At 45.8% G+C, this 19,444-nt stretch carries 1 protein-coding gene; it reads right to left on the bottom strand.

Annotated features, from left to right (window positions below; translation table 11 throughout):
- Positions 1-36: 36 nt before the first annotated feature.
- Positions 37-19,335, bottom strand: a complete 19,299-nt coding sequence (locus OCU46_RS18810; RefSeq protein WP_141271203.1) for a retention module-containing protein — start codon at positions 19,333-19,335, stop codon at positions 37-39.
- Between the last annotated feature and the right edge of the window lie 109 nt (positions 19,336-19,444).

Genomic DNA, 19,444 nt, shown 5'->3' with positions numbered 1-19,444 from the left:
AATTTAGCGATAAAAACGTGCTAACGGGTACTGGTTTTAGCTATCACCACCATGTTTAAAGACTTGATTATCAAACATTGTCGTTAACAGGTCTTTATTGAGGTCACCGCCGTAATCCAGTTGAGTGTTTAATCCCTTAACCAATATTGATTGTGTATCAGTGTCTGTCGCAACTTCAATCTGAACATCTTCAGTATTTTCTACTACTGAAGCTTTTAGCTCATCGCTATCGAGAGCAGCTAACAATGTATCTACATCATCAATCGTCGCTAGCTCCTCCAGAATATTGGTAAGATCAATGATGTCGCCATCGTTAAGATTAAAGTCAGTAATGACATCTTCAGCACCATCGTCCAATGCGTCCCAGACAAACATGTCAGCACCATCACCACCAGTAAGAATGTCACTACCCAAACCGCCGATTAAGGTATCATTGCCATCCCCACCAATTAGCTCATCATCAAAATCAGAACCTCTTAGAGTGGATGCTTGGTCTCCATCGACGACAGTGCTGCTGTCTAACGCAGCAGAGGCATCAAGCTCATCACCATCAGCTAACACCGTCACCGAATAGCTCACAGCGGCAGATTCTGCCGTGAGATTAGGATTGCTCTCCGTTGAAACAGCAACGACATCAAAGGCTAACTGCGAAGCTGCCGGCAATACTCCTGAATCAACAACCACGACCAATGCATCCGATAAAGCAACTTGATCCAATATCCAAGTCCCAGTATCAGTGCCAGGAGTTACGCTTCCCGAAGCGGATTGCACAGTTAAGGCACTGTCTAAGCCTCGAACCTCGATTGTCAAAATCTCACTGGCATCAGACAAGGCTGCCATCAAACCGACAAGCGGAATACCTCTCGACACCAATGCTGCATCAGAGATGATGGTATTCAGACTGCGCTGACTTGCGGTATCAATCGTTAGCGTTGGAGCATTCGCCACTGGAGTAATGTTAATCTGAACCGTATCTTGGTCTTGTGCATTAGTGCCGTCTTCATCAAAGACACCATTATCACTGGTTAAGACGGTTAGCTCCGCACTATTCGTACCCTGCGGGTTGCTATAAAACACACCATCAGCTGCGTCAGCTTCTGCCAACACGGCATTGACTTGAGCTATTGGCCCTTTCAAGGTGACCGAGTCAGTACTGTTGCCTGTAATGGTCACAGAACCGTTGCCAGTAACAATGTTAATCGTACCGACATCCACACTGAGGAGGACTTCTATATCGTCTCCAGCATTTGCACCGGTATAATCAACATCACTTACTTGTATGCCTTCAACCTTAACACTACCTCCCTCCTCTACTGTGATCTCGGCAGGGACAGTATTGATTGGCTCATCATTGACTGCAGAAACCTCAATATCGAATTGTTTGGTTGCCGTCTCGTCACCGCCATCAAAATTGCCATTGTCATTAACCGTCACCGTGGCTGTCACGGTGCCAAAAGACTCTGCCGCCGGAGTGAAGTTGATACCGTTGGCCAGTGCACTGTTAATATTGGCAACGGTGCCTGAGATCTCAATACTCGCCGCTGGCAAAGGTGCCGTTTCAATAGTGACGTCGAAGTCTGCAAGAATGTCGCTCAAGAAGTTGAGTAAGCCAGAGTCGACACCAACAGTGACGTTATAAATAGCATCTGGGTTATCAACTGCATCAACATCGGAAATCTGGATGTCAGTGATGAGAGTATCAATGTCTTCCATCGCATCTTGAGTAGGGATATCCGCAATCTCTGGTTCATCATTCACCGGATCAACCGTAATCACAAAATCGTCACTGGCGGTTTCTGGCTCATCTGGTGCGCCAAAATTGCCTTGGTCATCGACAGTCACAGTTACAGTCACCTCACCTTGATAGTTAGCATCTGGAGTAAACAGAAGCCCACTGCTTAGCAAGGTGTTGATGTCAGTAATAGTGCCCGTGAGAACCACCTGGCCGTCTGTAATATCGATATTGCCAGGGAAAGCATCCTTCGCCACCTGAGCAAAGTCGAAATCACCATTAGCATCAGCCGCTATAGTAAGTACGTAATCGGATGTTGGATCATTTGACTCATCTATATCGGAGATCTGTAGATCGGTTATAGACAGACTATTATCTTCATCAACGTTTCTGTTACTAATACCCGACAGCTCAGGAGTATCGTTGGTAGGAGTCACCTCTACATCAAAAGTGGTTTGATTGGTGTTTGGCTCGCCCACTGCACCTAAGTTACCATTATCATCCACCTCGACCGTTACAGTAGCGGTGCCGTTGTAGTCGGGCGCTGGGGTGAAGGTAACGCCAGAGGCTAGGAAGTTGTTAACCTGCTCAACCGTACCATCGATAGTCACGTTCTCTGTGCCTACACCCGAGATAACCACGCCGAAGGTGTCAGGGTCACCTATAAAGCTAAAGCTACCGATACCTGATGGAACAGAGATGGTTACCGTGTATGACGCCGTAGAGTCATCTGCTGTATCCACGTCACTGACAACAATACCAGTGATGCCCACCGAGCCATCTTCAGATACCGTGGTGTCTGTGATTGGGTCGATAAGTGGCTGATCGTTCTCTGGCTCAACATCGATAACAAAGCTGCCTGAGTTATCATTTGGCTCACCTACGATACCTAAATTACCACCATCATTGACCGTGATATCCACGTTCACATCACCATTGAAGTTTGCCTCCGGATTGAAGCGTACCCCATCAGCAAGAGCTGCGTTTATCTGATCAACTGTACCCGTCACCGTGATTGACGTTGACGGAGTATTTGGCGTCAAAGTAATGCCGAAGTTAGTTTCTGCATCTGGGCCAAAGTTGAGCAAGCCACTGTCTACTGTGATGGTGAATGTATAAATAGCCGTAGGGTCATCAGCAGTATCAGGATCTGCAATGGAGAGATTGGTAATGTTGTACTCGTTATCTTCTAGCGCCACTAGATCATTCACACCACCAAATACAGGCTGATCGTTCACCTCTTCTATAGTGACATCCACCACCTGCACAGTTTCAGGTCCTAGATATTCGTTGCCGCTATTGGAAGCAACATCAACAGACTGAACCTTGATGGTTAACTGCGCTGGATCCCAGTTAGACGAGTTATTGTCGCCTGGGTTAAACACAAGCTTATCCAACTCTTGAGCATCAACATCTAGCGTCCAACTGCCGTCACCGTTGTCCGTAAACAAGGTGCCGTCAGCAAGCTTGATAACTCCCCCTTCAGGGACACCCTCCACGGTAATGCGCAGCGTTTCAGGAGCACTTTCTTGATAATCACTACCACTTCCATCACCAGGTAATGAGTATTCATTATCAACGATATAGGTATTGAGCAAGATATCGATGTCTTCGTTCTCTGTGCCCTCGACAGCTTGGGCAATATCACTGTCTACTACATCACCGACTGGGTTTACCACCAATGTAAAGTTAGCATTGTGCTCGGTTGGAACGCCTAATAGTTTCTCTTGAGTGAAGACAATAATGCCAATGTCCACAGTACCACTGAAATCCTCTGCTGGTGTAATTTCAATGTTGTCAAAAGCAACGGTAGTTGCTGCTGGATCATTTAATTGAATAGTCCAAAAACCATCACCATTATTCTTGATTACAAAACCGTCAGGGCCTTCGTCTAAAGACTTAACCAAGAACCCTTCTGGCACACCAGAAAGTCGAATTGAGACAAATTCTTCAGACCCATCTTGGTCTATTAGGGATAGTAGGAATGGGTCACCATTCACTTGATTTAGACTAATTTCAGTATCTTCGTCACCAGTAATGATAATCCGATTGGAACGGTCACCACCTGTGACTATGATAGGGTCAAGTACAGGAATGATCTCAAACGAAACCTCACCATTAAACGGTTTGCCTGGGTCTTCATCTGGGCCTTTGGTATACCCATCAGTTTCATCGAAGATGGTCTTGTCTGTGATAGTACCAGACACCGTCAAGGAAACGGTGTTGTCACCATCACCTTCAGGGAAGTGCTCTGCCGGTTGGAATTGTACATCTTTCAAGAAGTCGTCTAACGCCGATGGGTTACTAGCATCATATGTGAGCGTAAGTGACGTCACCAAGTTACCTTCACTGTCGACCAACCAACCTTCCGTTGGGTCTGTAACGGTAATTGTGATGGACTGAATGCTTTCCACTCCTCGCGTTGGATCTGAGTCCTTATCTGTAGAACTAACGCTAAGGTCGAGATGTATCAAGCCATCTTCATAGGCTGTATCTGGCTGAAAAACTTCTTCATCGGTCGAATCTGCTTCGTTTACAGGTAGCAATTCATCATTTAACCCACTTGTGCCAACTACGGTCACTTCGATATTCTGAGAGTTTTCTACTTCAGGAGAGATCGCAATAGGGACTTCAAGCTCAAACTTCTTCTCATCACCAGACTGAACGTCTGTGGTTACAGCCGTGAATTTTAAAACTACATCACCAGCATAATCATCCGGAGCCGTTAGAGTCAGGTTGCTTGTACCTGAAATGGAACCGTCAGCATTGACTTGAGCCAAGTAAATGTATTCACCATTTACATAGTCAAAGTCAGCACCATTGATAACAAAGCCCGCAGGAAGATCGGAGGTTTTGAAAACTATCGAGAGCTCATCAATTACCCCATCAAAATTCTGCGCTTCAATAATGCCTTTACTTAGGATCTGCGTACCTAAATCGATAACGCCTTGGTCCTCAACACCTAATACGATGTCATCAGCGTCAGTATTTGCGATGATTTCGGCTGCAATACTATCATTGCCATCTACCGTTTCAGGGAATGTAAGAGTGACATCAGTTTCTTTGATGATACGTGGGCCATTACCTTCATCTTCATCACCTCTATCATAAACACGAGCGGCAAATGTCACAGTCAATGATGAGAAGCTTGTGTCGCCATCATTCGGAATAACCAATCCATTTGGCGCAAGTATTTCGAAGCTATCTTCATCGGTAATAACCCATGTACCATCACCGTTGTTCACCGCGCCGAGAATGATAAGTTGGTCAAGGATATCTTGGTCTGTGATATTGAAATCAATAACCAAGTCTTCGACGATCTCTGACGGTTCGTCTGCTGGGATTGCCTCGTTATCTGAGCTATCGAGGTCTTGCATGTTAACGCTATAGCGACCATCTTCATTGTTACTATTGTTGATGGTAAAGCTCAGCCTACCATCAGCATCCGCCGAGATAGAATCCAAAGACGTAGTGAGATCGTCTTGATCAAAGATACCGATTGTCGCGTCTAGCTCAACCACAGGCTTGACTATTACATCAATAGTACCCGTGATCTCTTTGAGCGCTATGCCTTCATTCGGCGTTTCACCTTGCTCAAGTTCATAATCTTTTTCGGTGATCTCAAGAGTCGCCGTTAATTCGAAATTGGAACTGTCATCTTCCGGTGGCTTGATCTCCAGTACAGTTTCGCCGGCGAGCAGTTTCAAAAGACCACTATTGCGAATCACCTCGCCGTCGCCATTAAGAACCTCTTCAAGGCCAATCTCTACAATCCATTTTCCCTTGGTACTATCAAAGAATGGCATAAACTCTTCGCCATCCACTCGAATGATCGAGCCTTCCGGAACTCCTTCAAGTCTTAGTAGCAAAATCTCTTCGTCAGCATCTGGAAAATCAGAGCCCGTTGGTTGCCAATCTATAGTGATGAATTCATCTTCATTACCTACCGCGCGGCCAGTGTAGGTAATTTCTGCATCGATAACCGGTTTAACCTTGATCTCGATATTGCCTTCAAAAACCTCAGTATCACCGTCATTTTCGGTGATTACGACCGTCACATCTAAGTTGATGTTTTCTGTTGATGACTCAACAGGTCTAACTATGATACCCGTATCAACCCCGGCATCAGTAAGGTTCGCTTGGTAGATAGGTTGCCCGTTGTCGTCATACCCTACAAACACCAAATCGATAGCGTTGTTTTCTTCATCAATAAGCTCTACGCCCTCAGGGATATTCGAGATCAGCACTGTGACCGATTCAGAATCATCGAACGGCGAATCTGCAAGCTCCCCAGAAAGTACTTTAAAACTAAGCGGGACGTCTTGGTTCTCATCGACTGTCGTGGTTATACCTGTACCTATGCCTTGCTCGTTGCGGATAACCTCCCACTGCTCCCCAACGCCTTCTACATCAATGAATGGGATGTCGGCTACACCTTTAAGGTCAACAACAACCTGACGGGAATCTAGAACACGATCATTGCTGGCTTCAACTAAGGTACCCCCACCATTTTCTTCATCAGTTGGATTGAGCACCATCGCAGTATCACGGATAATACCCGTTACTGTGAACTCAAAATCGACGTTACTGTGAATGAAAGGAACAAACTCTACGAACCCTAATTGATCGTATGGGATCTCATACACTCCGGTAGAAATCTCAACGATGGCACTGTCGCCAGTACCAATCCAATTTAGAGTGGCTGGATTACCGTTGCTATCAACAAGATTTGAAATCTGTACAAATAGAGACTCTGAGCCATCAACATCTTTAGAGGCCGTCATCTCAATATGCTGGTCTAAAGTGGTTGTCGTATCTTCATCGATAACGATACGAGTCACTGTCAAAGAACCCTCATCAGCAACAGGGTTGACGTTAACAGTAAAGAAGCGTTCCTCAGAGCGAGCTTCTCGCACTTCAGCATTTGGATCGCTTTCAGTGGTAATAGCGACCACTTTAAGCTGCAATGAACCACTCCAATCCTCGGCAGGTTTTACCGTGACGTTACCAATGTCATCAGAAGATATGATGTAGAAGCCGTTAGTATCTGGTGTTTGTTCGACGCCATCTATCAATAGCACTTGACCAACATCAGAGGTAAAGCTCACTTCATAGGTAATCGTCTCTGAACCATCGGCATCTTGGGTTTGCGCCAGAATAGCTAGAGTCGCCTCTTCATCTTCATTGATGGTGACATCGAAGTTTCCTTCTGATGGCTCCCAAGTTGCGGTATCAGCAATGGCTTTTACTTCTACAGTGAGATCTCCGGTTAAGGTTTCACTCACCGAATCATTGCGTACTACCTGAACATCGAACGAGTAACTGTAGTCAGTTCCTTCACTGCCTTGATGACGGGCAGGCACAAAGAACAGATTCTCTACTGACCAGTTCTCGTTGTCTGCTGTCGCAGTATCAAGAAGATCTTTGGTTAGTACTACCTCACCAGCATTTATTGGCAATAGAATGTAGTTGGCGCCATCGAAGTAGTAGAAGTCGCCCTCGGCTGGGTCGACATTCTTAATGGTGATATCACCAAGCTCTTCGTTGTTGTCGTAGTCTCCAGTATTAACGCTGATATTCACCTTAATTGGTGCATCGCCGACTGGAATATTGTCTTGTGGGTTAGTATCCCCATCGACAATAGTACGCCCCGCATCCTCAGTTCCGCTTGCCTCTGATACAGTGATCTCGGAAGTAATATCGTCAACCGTAATAGTAATCGGCTTGGTATCGGTATCATCATCGCTGTCTGTTGCAGTAACACTAATATCGATACTGGCAGAATCACCGTTTTGTTGTACGTCGTCAGCAGCAGTAAAGCGAATACGTCCATCTGGATGCACTTCGAGTACGCCCATTAACAGGCTTGGATCCGCTGGATTTGCAGGGTCACTACCATCGCTATAAAGATTGAAGCTTTGGAAACCACCGTCAGGGTCGATGGTGAGATTGGTAGTGCCAATAGTGATCTGAGTAAGTAGACCATCATCGGCGCCATCGGTATCTTGTCCGCTCTGGCGAAGAACATTGATGCTCGCTTGGTCGTCCCCTTCCACAACAGAGATAGATTTACTTACTACCTCAGGCACATCATCCACGACGTTAACCACTAGATTCTTAGTCGCTGAATCATCACCGTCCATGTCTTGCACGAACACTGGAAGGTTGATGCTTAGGGTATCCGCTGCATCTGCAATCGGATGATCTATTGCCCGGATAAGCTCAAAGTCGAACTTACCAAAGTCAGTACTCGTCAGGTCATTGTTTATTTGAATCGATAGAATATCAAGCTGCTGACCATTGACGTTTGCCACGCCCATATAGCCACCAGCAACCGCAATAAAGGTAATCGCCACACCTTGATAGGTCAGTGGGATAACCTGAGTCTGATTGCTGTTGTCGACATAACTTGCGGTGATGTTATTTACATCAAGGTAGAAGGCCTCAACATCATCGGTACCCTTCAAGAAGGTCACTGTTGAGTTGCCACGCTCAAGGTTGCCATCTGGGTCGTTACCACCTTGGATTGGTGGAACATCAGGCTGCTCTTGATCGATGTTGCTCTCTTCAAGTGTCAATGGCGGTACAGCATCTACCTCAGGATCACGGCCATCATCGATGCGGATATTCACGTTGGCAGAGGTTGTGTCACCATCGCTATCGGTCGCATCTACAGTTAGGTTGAGATCATTGAAATCTGACGCATCGTTATCCTGCTCTAAAGCCTGTATCTGCTCAACAGTATAAGTGCCGTCAAGGTTAACAGTCGCGACAAGCACCACATCGCTTGTGTCACCCGCGATATGCACTGTCAGGGTCGTGCCGTCTGCACTTAGCAGCAGTTCAACACCTTGGTTGTTGCTAACCAGACTTGTCCATGCAGGGTCTGTCAGCACGCTTTGGTTGAAACGCACGGTCGAGACAGCATCAATCCCCTTAACAAGATCCACAGCGCCGCTTACTGGGGCTGAATCCATATCAAGGATGACGTTCTCGTCAACAATCTCATTTTGATCAGTAGAGTTCGGATCCGTACCGTCAGTAATAACTAGGCTGATATCCTTAGTTACCGTATCGTTATCAGTGTCGGTTGCCTCTATCGTGACGCCTAAACGATTAGTATCGTCCGATGCAAACTGATCCAGAGGCAACTTCTGTTCAAAGCTGTAATTACCATCGATATCGATAGTACCCACCAGCACCACATCTTCATTTGCATCGTCTGTGACTAAGGTAATAGTCTGGCCATCTACGCTGATAATTACCTTAGTGTCCATACCATTGGAGGTCACTGCATCCCATGCAGTTTGCTGATCTGCCGTTAAAGAGAACACTACAGATGCGATATCATCAACGCCTGCGGTTAAACCAACATCACCGGTAATAGGGAAATCTATAGCCCCTATGATGTTGTCTTCATTCCATGCCAATTCGATATCATCAACGGTGAATGATAGGTCTTCACCATCATTGATGCGCACTCTAGCCGCAGCACGGGTAATATCACCGTCAGTATCTTCTAGCTGAACTCGGAACGACAGATCAACTCTGTCGTTGTTGTTGGTTTGATCAATCGCTTGAAGCTGTTCAACGGTGTAAGTGCCGTCAAAGTTACCCTCTCCATCTACATTTAGGCGGACGGTTAACACAGGTGTATTTGGTGCAGCATCCAGTGATACAGTGACCAGAGTGCCATTTTCAGTAATAGTGAACGAGGTTGCTTGTCCGTTACTGATAATCGAATTTAACGTATTAGTTTGACCATTAGTTAGGTTAAAACCAAAGCTTGCCAAGGCATCACTGCCATCGGTCAATCTCATGTCACCTGTAACTGGTAAGTTGCTAGTTCCAATATCATCGTCACTGAATGTCACCCGACGGTTGCCAAGACCTATGTTCGTACCATCCTCTACTTGTAGAGAGATACTATTGGTGGTCACATCACCATCGCCATCGGTAGCAACAACATTGGTTGCAAGCCTAGAGATGTCATCGTTGGCTAGCTGGTCGATAGACTCAAACTGCTCGATAACATAGTTACCATCGATATCCATGGTAAGCGACAATACGACTGTGCCATCGCCAAGTTGAAGCTCTAGCGAACGCTCGCCCTCGACTAAGGTAGTCGCTTCTCCATTACTGGTAATCGCTTCCCAAGCGGCGCGCTGATCAGCAGTTAATTCAAACTCTAAACTTGCCAACTCATCTGGGCTGAGGGTCAGTCCAATATCACCTGTGATTGGCTGAGATATGGTACCAACATCATCTTCATTCCAGCTTTCAACCTGATTGGTCGTCTGGATATCAGTACCATCATCTATGGTCACTGTGATACTTGAGTTAGTAATGTCACCATCAGTATCGGTGAAAATAACCCCGGCGCTTAGGTTTGACTGGTCAGTACCACCGTTATCTTGGTCTACCGCAATAAATTGCTCAAGCTTAAACGTGCCGTCGATATTCAACGTCAATTGCAGAGCAACCAAACCGTTGTATCGAACCACCAGTGATTGGTCGGTTTGCTCAAAGGCTGTTGCTTCACCATTCACTGTGATGCTTTGCCATGCGGTGAGCTGCTCTGCAGAAAGGTCTATTACTGCAGTAGCAATGGCATCACTACCCTGATAGTTCAGATCACCATCAAACACATATCCTGTATCACCTATCTGATCCTCACTCCACGAAACATCGGCAGGGTCCGTTGTTATGATCGTTCCGTCAGTAATCGTAATATCAATATTGGAAGGTGGTCGGTTTGTAATAGGGTCAACATTGTCATCGCCATCGGTGTCTTCAACAACAACGTCAAACACTAAATTGACTTGGCCAGTATCGTCTTGATCTATGGGCAATGTCTGATTGATGCTGTAGGAGCCGTCGCTACCAAGCGTAATGACAAGTACATCTAGGCCCGATTGACTGACAATTATCTGGGTGTCTGAAACTGACACGTCGGTTGCTTGATCATTACTGGTTAAGTTCTCAAGTGCAGTAAGTTGCTCTGCAGTCAGTTCGAATCGAATACTCGCAATATCATCACTACCAACCGTTAGGTTAAGGTCTGAAAATATAGGGAATATTGATGCTAAATCGTCTTCACTCCATGCCTGAGTGTCATTTTCTAGTGTCGGATCATCACCGTCAGAAATAGTCAGTGCAATATTCCCCTCAACAGGGCCACTGGTCATATCACTGTCGTCAACCAACACTGGGATGTCTAACAACAAGGTTTCCAGTGTTTCATGATCTAATGCTTGGTACTGGGTAACTCGATAGTTACCCTCTAGATCGAGAATCTCGACCTCTAATACCTTGTTAGATGGATCGCTACCAATATAGACCGTGAGCAAAGTATTGCCGTTAGACAGTGCTACTGTGGTTGCTTGATCGTTGCTAACCAAACCAGTCCATTCGATTGCATTGAGCACTTCTGGGTCTATTTCTACAGATTCGACCTCATCGGTACCAACAACAATATCAAAGCTCTCATAGAAACTCTGTTCACCAGAGATCTCAACAATATCTACCTTACCGTCGATAACGATGGGGTCGGCACCATCGAATATGTTTAATTTAAGTGACCCTGTATCAAAGTCTCCATCGGTATCAGTGACAACAACCTCTAGTTCTAGTGACAGAGGGCCATCGACTGGCTGGTCAACGGCGTCACTTTCCGTAATCGTGTATCTGCCGTTTGGATTTATCTGAACCGTCAAAACAACTTGGGAAGTATCCCCAGATTTATAAACTGTTATCGAATCAGACGTTACGATCAGATCTGTCTCTTCACCATCGCTAGTAATACCGTCCCAAGGTGAATTAGCGGGCAATGGTGCTAACTCAACACTAGCAATATTATCAATGCCTTGCGTGATGGTCATATTGCCAGTAAAGCTTGAACCATCAGTCACTTCGACAAAGTTCACTGTCGAGTCTGAAATTTGAGGATCGGCGCCATCGGTGATCTTGATTTTGATATCCGCAGTGGAGGTATCCCCATCAAAATCAGTGGCGATCACACCCGCAACCAACTCATTAATATTGGTCAGTACGTCCTGATCAAGAGGAAGATTTTGCGTTAGAGTAAAGGTGCCATTAGGGTTGATAACCAGCTCTAATGCAACTGCATTGGGAGCAGTGGCTAAGGCTACAGTGATGATATTGCCATTGACCGTGACTGTGGTTGCTTCATCGTTGCTGGTTAACGCACCCCAGGTTGCGTCGTTAGCAACTTCAGGGGAGAACTCGTAGCTCTCAATGGAGTCACTGTTTGGCGTAAATACAATCTCACCGTCAGTAACGGTTGGCAAGCCCTCTTCCTTAACATTGATATTGGCATCGACACCCGTTGCTGGAAGCGCATCATTAATAGTGATGTTGATGTTCGCCTTGCCAGAGTCACCATCGGTATCTTTAGCAAGCACAGGCAACACTAGGTCGTTGATGTCAGTGCCATCCGCCTGCTCTATCGGTCTGTGCTGAGTGATATCGTAATTGCCATCGTTGTCGATAGTGATGGTTAGTACAGGTGCTTCAGAGTCATTAGCGGTGACGGTAAGTGTTTTGCCGTCATCAGAAAGCTCGACAGTAACGGACTCGCCCTCACTCATTAATCCAGTCCAAGCGTTATCGCCCAGCACTGTAGGATCAAACTCTATGCTTTGAATATCATCACTGCCAGCAGTGAAAGAGATAGTGCCGTCAGCTGTAACCTCACCTGTAGTTTCGGTCCACTCCACATCACTATCTACACCCGTTGGGTCATCACCATCGGTTACGTTAACCGTGATGGTGGCAGAGGTGGTATCTAGGTCGCTGTCGGTCACATCTACTGGAACCAACAAGCTATTTAGATTGCTGACGACGTCTTGGTCTAGCGGCTGACGCAAGTCGATGGTGTAAGTACCATCAATATTTACAATCACCTGCATCACGATAGTGCCGTCTTCAAGAGAGACAGTAAGCGTGTCGTTGATGCCAATTTGATTAGTCGATGACAAGGCAACATCAGTATCTTCACCGTTACTGGCTAGATTCAGCCATGGACTTGCCAAATCAAGTACTGAGTTGTTGATACCAATTGAAGTAACCGCATCGCTGCCCTCGGTCAGCGCAAGGTCTCCCTCGAACGGCTGCTTAGTCAGATCACCAATATCATTCTCGAATATGTCTGCGATATCGTCGGTCAGGCTTGGATCGCTGCCGTCTTCAACTTTGAAGCTCACGCCAGTGCGAGTCTCATCTCCATCTGTATCTGTAATTACCACCCCAACATCAAGCACTAGCTCATCAGGGTTGGTAGGGTCATTGTCGTCTTGGTCGATAGCCTCAAACTGATTGATGCTGTAAGTACCGTCTGGATTAAGTACTAATTCAAGAACTGGGTCACCTGTTAGGGTGTTCACGGCAACTGTATTGCCGGTAACCACTACATCGGTTTCTTCACCACTACTGGTAATTGCTTCCCAAACAGCCAATTGGTCATCAGAAAGCTCTACCTGAACGCTTTGTATTGCATCACTGCCTTGGTAGCCAAGGTCACCAGTAACTGGCAGAACGGTGCCATCGCCAATGTTGTCCTCGTTCCAGCCCTCATCCCCCGGGGTAATATCAAACTCATCGCCATCGTTAATGGTGATGTCTATGGTTGTAGACACTACGTCGCCATCAGTATCGGTAACATCCACGCCTACCTGAAGCTCGTTCAGATCATCGGTTTGATCCAGAGCTTCTAACTGTGTAAGGGTGTAGTTACCAGAGATATCAATGGCAAGAGTCAGAACTGGAGTACCGTCGGCAAGTTGAACCGTTATGCCATTGGCGGTGATCACCAACTGAGTCTCCTCACCATTACTGGTTAGTGCTTCCCATTCGGCTTTCTGTTCATCGGTTAGGGTAAACTCAACCGATTTGGTCGCATCACTACCCTCAACTAGGCCAATAGAGCCTGTATCGGTAGCCGTGTTGTCATCAACATCATCTTCATCCAATTCAATAGAAGATGCCGTCAAAGTGGCATTATCGCCATCAGTGATCTTAATGTTGATATTGGCTGAGCTGAAATCGCCATCAAAGTCGGTACCAATAACAGGTACTAACAGATCATTGATGTCATCATCTGATAATTGGTCAAGCCCATCGTTCTGTACAACCGTATAGGTGCCATTGTCGTTTAGCGTTAGAACCAACACATCAGTTGTTGCGGTAGCAAGAGTTAAAACCTTACCCGTAGGATCCAAATTTAGACTCGTTGCTTCACCGTTACTGGTTAATGCACCCCAAGTGGCATCGTTTAATACTACTGAGTCAATGACAATCGTCTCAACTGCATCAGAGCCAGGCGTAAACAGTATTGTGCCACCGTTAGATTGGTTAGCATCCCCTGTTTCTGTGTATTCTACAGTGCTGGTTTCAGCGACTGGGGCTACGTTATCCAGAATATTGATCGTGATGTCAGCTGTGCCTGTATCCATTTCTGAATCGCTGGCAATAACTGGCAAAATAAGCTTGGTCAGGTCAGTGCTGTCTTGCTCAATAGGTTGAGACTGGATGACTTGATAATTACCTTCGTTGTCTATAGTGACGCGTAGCACTTCAGTGCTAGGGTCCGCTTTAGAGGTAACAACCAAAGTTTTTGAGTCGATTAATTCTAAACTCACTCCCTCTCCGTTACTGACAATGCCAAGCCAAATTGGATCATTGACAACCTCAGGGTCAAAGGAGATATCAACAATATCTTCACTGCCAGGAGTAAACACCACTTGGCCGTCGCCTGGAACAATGCCTGCTGTTTCTTGCAGTGTAACTTCATCGCCCACACCACTTGGATCATCACCATCGTTAATCGTAATGACCACATTGGCATTATCGAAATCACCGTCAGCATCGTTCGCTGTTACTGGCAAGGTTAGGTCGATAGAATCGCCTGTTAGCTGATCGATAGGTCCTAATTGAGTAATGCTAAAGGTGCCATCAAGATTCACTCGAATCTCTAGAATGGGCTCGTCGTTGTCTGCACGAGTTACGATTAGGGTGTCTGATACGCCGTTTTGCGCAACCGAACTCAATTCAAGCTCTACCGGTTGACCGTTACTCGTTAAGCCAGTCCAGTCAGTGTCTAGTAACACACTCTCATCGATTACCACAGACTCAACAAGATCACTGCCTTTGACTAAATTGAGGCTACCCGTCTCTGGGATGTAATCCGTAGCACCGATATCATTTTCGTCCAGTATCGCTGTTGTATCAGTAATAGTGGGATCATCACCATCAGTGATTGGCATAGAGATCGTGGTTGGGAGAACGTCTCCATCGGTATCGGTCACATCAACTTGAAGGGTGAGATCGTTGACGTTAGTTGCAGTGTCCTGCTCTAAAGCCATTAATTGTTCAATAGAATATGAACCGTCAAAATTAATGGTGGCGCGAAGCACAACTGCATCTTCATCACCTGCTATGTGCACAATTAAAACGGTGCCATCGTCGCTGAGCTTTAACTCCGTTGCTCGATTATCTGAGGTCAATCCAAGCCATAAGGTATCGCTTAAGACATCGTCACTAAATTCAACCGTGGCAACGGCATCCACACCCGGAGTTAGGTCAATATCACCAATTTCATTCGATGGAATATCATTCTCGTTTAACGGCGTAACAACATTACCAGGACGGCTTGGGTCCATACCGTCATTGATGGTGATACTAATCACTGATGAATCAAAGTCACCATCAGCATCGGTCGCAGTAATTGTGGCTGACAGTAGGTTTTGGTTATCTACCGGTTGATCGAGTGGCAAGAATTGAGTAATGGAATAATTGCCTTCGAGATCAATATCAAAGCGCAGCACCTCGGTGCCATCGGCTAGCGTTAACACTAGGCTGCCATCAGTTACAGTAAGTGTGGTCTCCTGACCGTTGCTGGTAAGCGCATCCCACCCCGTCAACTCGTCTGAAGTTAGGGTGACATCCATGGATTCTATAACGTCACTGCCCACAGCAAGACTGACTGAGCCTGTCTCTGCAATAGGGTTATCCGTCGCATCATCGAACAGGACCACAGCACTATCTGAAATCACAGGGTCATTACCATCAATGATATTGATGGTGATATTTTCAGTTTCTGGATCGTTATCTGTGTCGGTTACAATCACTGGAAGTGTGAGAGTAAGAGTATCGCTACCATTGTGCTCTAGAGCTTGGAATTGAGTAATCGTGTAACTACCATCAATGCCCACTTCCGCTTGCAGAACGATATTGGTCGGGTCACCTGCAATATGAACAATAACCAGATTGTCCGTTACCAATACTTCAGTATCTAGGTTATTACTTAATAGCCCCGTCCATATGCCATCAGCCTCAACCGTTGCCTTATCAAAAACTACAGTATCGACATTATCACTACCCATAGCGACTGAAACAGTGCCAGCAACTGAAACCTCAGCTCCTGTTTCATTAATGTCAGGCGCAGTGCTAGGCTCTAAACTTGGATTATCACCATCTGTGATATTGACGTTGATCTGAGTATTAATGACATCGCCATCAGTATCGGTCAGGTCAACCTGTAGGCTAAGTAGAAGTTCTTCAAGCACGGTGTGATCAAGTGCCTGGAATTGGGTTACTCGAAAGTTACCATCAAGGTCTAAGAGTTCAACTTCGAGTACTACATTATTTGAATCCCCGACGACAAACACTGAGAGCAAGGTACCATCGGCACTAAGTGAAAGCTCTAAGGCTTGATCATTACTAATAAGACCTGTCCAATCAGGATCTGATAACACCGCACTATTAAAGGCAATGTTTTCGATTGCGTCAGCCCCTTGCTGAATCTCGAAGCTATCTAAGAAGGTTTGCTCTGTCGCTTTCTCAACAAACTCCACCGTTGCATCCCCTGCCGATGGGTTTTCGCCATCCAAAATGGTGATGGTGATATCGGCATTGGTGAAATCATCATCAGTATCAGTCACAACCACAGGCAAAGGTAAAACAATATCTTGAGAGTCATCATCTTGGTCGATGGATTCAAACTGCCTAATCAGGTAGCGACCACCCAACCCAATAGTGACCTCAAGAACAGGTACTTCTACCGGAGGATTATCTGCATTGAGGTAGTAAACAGTAAGAACATTGCCGTCTAAGCGCAGCTCAGTATCAAGTCCATCGGATTTAATCCCGGTCCATACAGCGTCGTCTAACACAGAAGAGTCAAACACTACGCTAGCGATGTCATCGGAGCCCTTTTCAATTTTTATAGTACCAGCGGCATTGCGAACACCATCGTCTAACTCTGTATAGCTAACGCTTGAATCTTGTGCCTCAGGATCAGTGCCGTCCGTTATCTTAATATTGATGACTTCATTACCCGTATCACCATCGAAATCAGTAGCAATAACGGTAATTGGAAGCTCAAGTAAGTTCTCGAGCGGATGATCCAGTGCAGCATTTTGTACCACGGTGTATGAACCATCAGTGTTAATGGTCACCGTCATCACTACTTCACTCGGTTCACCAGTAGTCGTGACCGTGAGCACGGTATTGTTATTTGTCAGCGAGACAGTCACAGGCGTGTCGTTTGAGGTGAGTCCATTCCAGATAGGATCAGATTCAGTCGATGAGGCAAACTGCACGGTTTCTATTGCGTCACTAAAGATCGCAAAATCTATTTGTCCTTCAATGGTCTGCCCTACATCGCCCGTCTCAACATAACCCACCTCACTCGGCGCGCCTTCTGGGCTGATATTGTCCCGGATAACCACATTGATATTTTCAGTTACCGAGTCACCATCGGTGTCAGTAGCAGTAGTTGGTATCACCAACCTTAGGATTTCACTGTCCTGCTCAATAGCTCGGTATTGAGTTAATGTGTATTCACCATTGTTATCAATAGTTACCTGCAGAACAGGTTCACCAAGCAAGGTATCGACCGAAATCGTTTTGCCGTCATCAGAAATTGTCACTCGTGTAAGTTGACCATTACTGATAATACTCGTCCAGGTGGCGTCACTTACCACACTCTGATCGAATGAAATGTCGTCAATATTGTCACTGCCCTTGGTGAATTCTATGGTGCGTGTTTCGCTTTGTTCGCCGACGATTTCAGTGTAATCCAGTAGACTACCTTCGCCTGTAGGATCATCACCATCTTCAATGATCACGGTAATAACTGAAGGCGTGCTATCTCCATCATAATCAACCACATGCACCGGGATAAGCAGTTCATTAATATTGCTAATCACATCCTGATCAATTGCCTGCCTTAAAGTCGCAATGTAACTGCCATCGACTGAAACGACCACTTCCAACACTACAACACTCGGGTCATCGGCTAGTGTCACAATAATTTTGTCTAAAATAGGATTGGAGTCGACATCTACTTGAGCATCTGAGGTCAGGCTCAGACTTGTCTCCAATCCATTAGAGGTTAGAGAGGTCCATGTCGGATCATCAAGGATAGCTTCATTGATAGTGAGATAATCTGCAGCATCACTTCCCAAGTTCAAACCGGTATCCCCTACAGCAGGGGCATTTGCGCCGACTTCTGAACCCTCATTAATCGTGGTGGTCCCGGTTGCGGATGCAGAGTCAAAGTTTGGATTAAAGCCATCGGCAACGACTGTACTGAACGAAATAGGCTCAACCAATTCAAAGCCACTAGAATCTTTGCCTGTAATGTTAAAGCCAATATTGAGTTGGTCGTTGGAAACCGATATGTATTGACCGTTAAAATCGATGTGATCAATAGGGCCTGAGACCGTAGTCGTCACCACTAAATCAATGCCATTTTCTAGCTGATTAGGAGTGATGGTAATAGATAAAACTTCTTCACCAGCAACAGTACCAATGATCGAATTGGTTCCTTGATCATAAATAAATGTGACAGCGTCACCAGCGGAAGTAATATTGGCGTTGAGCTCCGCAAGCACTTGATCGATGTCGACGGGCGAGACTTCAAAACTGGAAGCGTCGAGCTGAAAGGTCGCTTGCTCTATGAAAAAAGAACCCGTAGTGGTTTGAGGATAAGTGCTTTGAGAAAGAGAGCCCTCAACAAGAGCAGTTGCAATACTCCCTCCACCTTCGGCAAAACTTATCGTCAAGCCATCATCATCGACGGACGGAAGATCTAACGTGAAGGCATCTGTTTGAAATTGAGTCTCTGGATGGGTTTCAATGTAATTCATATCGACGGTAACAAACCCGTCATTGGCTGCATTTTCAGCGTTGACATTTTTACCCGCAGCAGCAGCCTCTAAAGCTTCATTAGGATCTTCACCATTTAGGATAGCCTGCTGAACTAAGGCAATGTCTTGCTCAGTATACTGCGCCTCTTCTTGCCCAAGCAGCAATGCAACGTCTGTTTCGGATGAGGCTAATTGGCTAGCTTCATCTGGGCTCACACTAGCGACACACACCGCACAATTTTGGTCAAAAATCTCAGCCTTATCGCCATACTGAACCATGACTTTGGCATCTTTACCAATTAGGAGTACATCGCCTTTTTGAAGGCTATCGCCTTTCTTAATATCTCTTGCGGCGCTTGACGCGTTGATTACAACGGCCTTGCCGTGAGTCTCTACCACAGACACATCTGTGATAAGTACTTGCTCTTCCATAGCCTACATCCTTGTTTCTGCCTCGACGATCCTTAATCAAGACAGTACTGCTAACACTAGAACTTTTTGAATACGTTCTTTTTTCACCTTCATAACATTTTAGCAACTT

The sequence above is a fragment of the Vibrio comitans genome, from assembly GCA_024346835.1.
GTDB classification, from domain to species: domain Bacteria; phylum Pseudomonadota; class Gammaproteobacteria; order Enterobacterales; family Vibrionaceae; genus Vibrio; species Vibrio comitans.
This window is presented reverse-complemented; position numbering and strand designations above follow the sequence as displayed.